The organism is Sphingomonas hankookensis, from assembly GCF_022664465.1.
Classification (GTDB): Bacteria; Pseudomonadota; Alphaproteobacteria; order Sphingomonadales; family Sphingomonadaceae; genus Sphingomonas; species Sphingomonas hankookensis.
This window is the reverse complement of the sequence record NZ_JAKREV010000024.1, coordinates 1-3619: the sequence shown is the minus strand read 5'-3', so window position 1 is coordinate 3619 and position 3619 is coordinate 1. Positions and strand designations below refer to the sequence as shown.

Here is a 3619-nt window from a genome sequence, read left to right as displayed (position 1 = left end):
GGCGGCCTGGGACACGGTGCCCAATGTCGGCCTGCTCTTCTGGAGCTTCCGCATCATGGCGGCGATCGGCTTTGCGATGATTGCGCTGTTCGCCACCGCCTTTACCTTGTGTTCGCTGCGGATGCACATGGATTCGCGCTGGTTCCTGCGCCTTGCGGTGGCGGCGATCCCATTGCCCTGGATCGCGATCGAGCTGGGCTGGGTGGTCGCCGAGCTGGGCCGCCAGCCCTGGGCGATTGAGGGCGTGCTGCCGACCTTCCTTGCGACCAGTTCGCTGTCACGGGCTGCGCTGTGGACCACGCTGGCGGGCTTTACCGCGCTCTATGGGGTGCTGGCGGTGATCGAGGTTCGGCTGATCCTCGCCGCCATCGCGCATGGCCCAGAGGAGCGGGACGACCAGCCCGCGCCCGGCCCGATCCCCGCCACCATTCCCGTCACCGCCTGAAGGAAGCCGAGACATGTTCGACTATGAGATGTTGCGCCTGATCTGGTGGGCGCTGCTGGGTGTGCTGCTGATCGGCTTCGCACTGACCGACGGGTTCGACCTGGGCGTCGCCGCCCTCCTGCCCTTCGTCGCGCGCAGCGATGCCGAGCGGCGGATGGTCATCAATTCCATCGGGCCGACCTGGGAAGGAAACCAGGTCTGGTTTATTCTGGGCGGCGGTGCGATCTTCGCGGCTTGGCCGTTCGTCTATGCGGTCAGCTTTTCGGGCTTCTACCTTGCGATGTTCCTGGTGCTGGCCGCGCTGATCCTGCGGCCGGTGGGGTTCAAATATCGCTCCAAAAAACCTGACCCCGCTTGGCGTAGCCGCTGGGACTGGGCGCTGTTCGTCGGCGGCCTCGTCCCCGCGCTCGTCTTCGGCGTCGCGGTCGGCCATGTGCTGCTCGGCGCGCCCTTCCGCCTCGATAGCGACCTGCGCGCCTTCTACGACGGGACGCTGCTCAGCCTGTTCACGCCCTTCACGCTGGTCTGCGGGCTGTTGTCGGTGGCGATGTTGGTGCTGCACGGCGCGGCGTGGCTGTCGATCAAGGTCGAGCATGGTCCCGTCCATGACCGGGCGCGGGCGTTCGGCACGGTGGCGGCCATCGCCTCCATCCTGTTGTTCGCGGTCGGCTTCGCGTTCGTCGCATGGGATAATATCGGCTACCGGATCGTCGGCACGGTCGATCCGCTCGGCCCGTCCAACCCCCTGCGCACGACGGCGGAACGGGCGGGCGGCGCATGGCTCGACAATTATGCGACCTATCCGTGGATGACGGCGCTGCCCGTGCTGGGCTTTGCCGGGGCCACGCTGGCGCTGGTGGGTATCCGAAGCGGTCGCGAGGTGCTGGCCTTTGCCGGATCGTCGCTGGCCGCGACCGGGATCATCGCCACCGTCGGTTGCGCGATGTTCCCGTTCATCCTGCCATCCAGCATCGACGCCCATAGCAGCCTGACGGTTTGGAACGCCTCGTCCACGCAGAAGACGCTGGGCATCATGTTGTTCGTCACGCTCGTCTTCCTGCCGATCGTGCTCGCCTACACCGCTTGGGCATACCGGGTGATGTTCGGCCGCGTGACGGCCGAGGCGGTGCGCACCAATCCCGACTTCTACTGAGAAAGGAACGGCCCATGTGGTATTTTTCCTGGGTCCTGGGCCTCGGCCTCGCGGTCGGCTTCGGCATCCTCAACGGTATCTGGCATGAGTTTCATCTGCCGCGGGAAGATGACGTGTAACCGCGCCACTGACAGATAGGACAATCCGTCCGACGACAGGGGATCATGGCTGCGCTATAGGGCAGGGCCATGATCCCGAACGACATCTGTGCCGATTGCGCGGTGCGCGACCGCGCCTTGTGCGGCAGCCTGGACGACCGGGAGCTGCTCGCGCTCAACAGCATCGGCCAGCGTCGCCAGGTCGCGCGGAGCCAGACCATCGCCTGGGCGGGCGACGAGGCGGTGATCTGCGGCAACCTGCTGACCGGCGTGCTGAAGCTGGTCGCCGCCACCGCTGACGGCCGCGAGCAGACGGTCGGCCTGCTCTATCCGGCCGACTTCTTCGGACAGCCCTATGCAGGCGATGTCGACTTCACCCTGACCGCGCTGACCGAGGCCGAGCTGTGTGTCTTTCCCCGCGCCGCGTTCGAACGCGTGCTGGAGGATCACCAGCGCATGGAGCGCCTGTTGCTTCAGCGGACCTTCGAGTCGCTGAACGAGGCGCGCGGACGGATGCTGGTGCTGGCGCGCAAATCGGCGGGCGAAAAGCTCGCGGGCTTCCTGCTCGACATGGCGGCGCGCGCCGGGGACAGCGGATGCCGGGCCAGTCGCGACGGCCCGGTGACGTTCGACCTGCCGCTGACGCGCGGGCAGATCGCCGATGTGCTGGGCATGACGATCGAGACGGTCAGCCGCCAGCTGACTCGGATGAAACAGAGCGGCGTGATCGGCCTGCCCGGCGGCCGCGCCATCACGATCAGCGACCGCGAGGCGCTGGCCGCACGCGCCGAAGCCGCCTAAGCCGCCAGACTTTCCGCCAGCGCATCGACCAGCAGGCCGCGCGCCTCCGGGGTCAGCCGGTGCCCGGCCAGCGCGATGATGGCCAGTTGCTCGAAATCGACCGCACGGCGGCATCCGGTGAAGAAACTGCGCAGCATATGGCCGAGCGTCTCGGGCGCGGCGAAGGCATCCGCCTCGGCAAAGGCGGCGACCAGTTCGCGCGCCGCCGCCGCATCGGTCCGGTGCCGGTGGCGGACATGGTCGAGAAGCGTGTCGGTGAGCGGATCGACCCGCCCGTTGCACAACATCGCCTCCAGATAGGCGCCGTCGGCCAGCTCGCCCCGCGTCACCAGCGTTTCGAGCGCCTGCAGGAACAGCGTCATGGTCGGACCATCGGGGCGATCGGGCAAGGCGTCCGCCATCGCCTCCGCCTGCCCGCATAGCGCCAGTCGACGACGATGCTCCTGCACCAGGCGGATCAGGTCGATTTCCTGGATGATGTGCCAACGCCGTGCGAACGGCACGACGCTGCCTTGAAGCGGGTTGCGATCCATGGCGGGTCTTCTCCTTAGCCCGCCCTGTAACGAACAGCGGTGCCCCCGCATTGACGATGGTCAAAGCGCCGCGCCGCCGCGTTCAGTGCTGGCGGGCGAGGTGCCGGTGAATGGTGCTGCGATGGACGCCCAGTTGCCGCGCCGCCGCCGAAACGTTGCCGTCATGCGCCGCCAGCGCCGCATCGATCGCCTCGGTCCGCTCGTCGGCCAGCGGGCGGGCGGCCAGCGACAATGCGACGCCGCCGCCCCGCCCCTCGGTATCCCAGCCGCCGATCAGGGTCGCCCCGTTGGCCAGTCGCATTCGGCCTCGCGCCGCCTGCCCCTGTACGTCGATCAGTTCGCCGAGCGCGGTATCGTCCAGCGCCTCCCAGCTGCGCCCGACCAGCGAAAGCCCGCGCCTGTTGGCGGCGACCAGCCGGTCGTCGCGGAACACCAATATCCCCTCGCGCGCGGTGCCGAGCATCGCGGCATCGTCATGCATCCGCAGCACGCGGCAATCGACAAACCGGTCGCGAAACAGCCGATGCTCGATCTGGTCGACCGCCAGCCGGATCAGCCCCAGCGCATGGCCATGGCCGCGGGCCGATGG

At 68.0% G+C, this 3619-nt stretch carries 6 protein-coding genes; 4 read left to right on the top strand and 2 right to left on the bottom strand.

The genetic code is table 11. The annotated features are described in order from the left end of the window. The 4 genes from MF610_RS18890 to MF610_RS18875 form a co-directional block, all read left to right on the top strand. On the top strand, window positions 1–445 hold a 445-nt coding region (locus MF610_RS18890; RefSeq protein WP_242201894.1), incomplete at its 5' end, for a cytochrome ubiquinol oxidase subunit I. Between the two features lie 13 nt (window positions 446–458). Further along, on the top strand, window positions 459–1598 hold the full coding sequence (gene cydB / locus MF610_RS18885; RefSeq protein WP_242201892.1) for a cytochrome d ubiquinol oxidase subunit II: 1140 nt from the start codon (window positions 459–461) through the stop codon (window positions 1596–1598). Window positions 1599–1612: 14 nt separating this feature from the next. Next, complete coding sequence (gene cydX / locus MF610_RS18880) at window positions 1613–1717, top strand: cytochrome bd-I oxidase subunit CydX (protein WP_242201890.1); 105 nt, start codon at window positions 1613–1615, stop codon at window positions 1715–1717. Between the two features lie 69 nt (window positions 1718–1786). Next, on the top strand, window positions 1787–2497 hold the full coding sequence (locus MF610_RS18875) for a Crp/Fnr family transcriptional regulator (RefSeq protein WP_242201888.1): 711 nt from the start codon (window positions 1787–1789) through the stop codon (window positions 2495–2497). Here the strand turns inward: MF610_RS18875 and MF610_RS18870 are convergent. Together MF610_RS18870 and MF610_RS18865 are read right to left on the bottom strand one after the other, a co-directional pair. Further along, window positions 2494–3030, bottom strand: a complete 537-nt coding sequence (locus MF610_RS18870) for a hypothetical protein (RefSeq protein WP_242201886.1) — start codon at window positions 3028–3030, stop codon at window positions 2494–2496. The two genes, MF610_RS18875 and MF610_RS18870, sit on opposite strands and share 4 nt — an antisense overlap. Before the next feature lie 82 nt (window positions 3031–3112). After that, on the bottom strand, window positions 3113–3619 hold a 507-nt coding region (locus tag MF610_RS18865), incomplete at its 5' end, for a helix-turn-helix domain-containing protein (protein WP_242201884.1).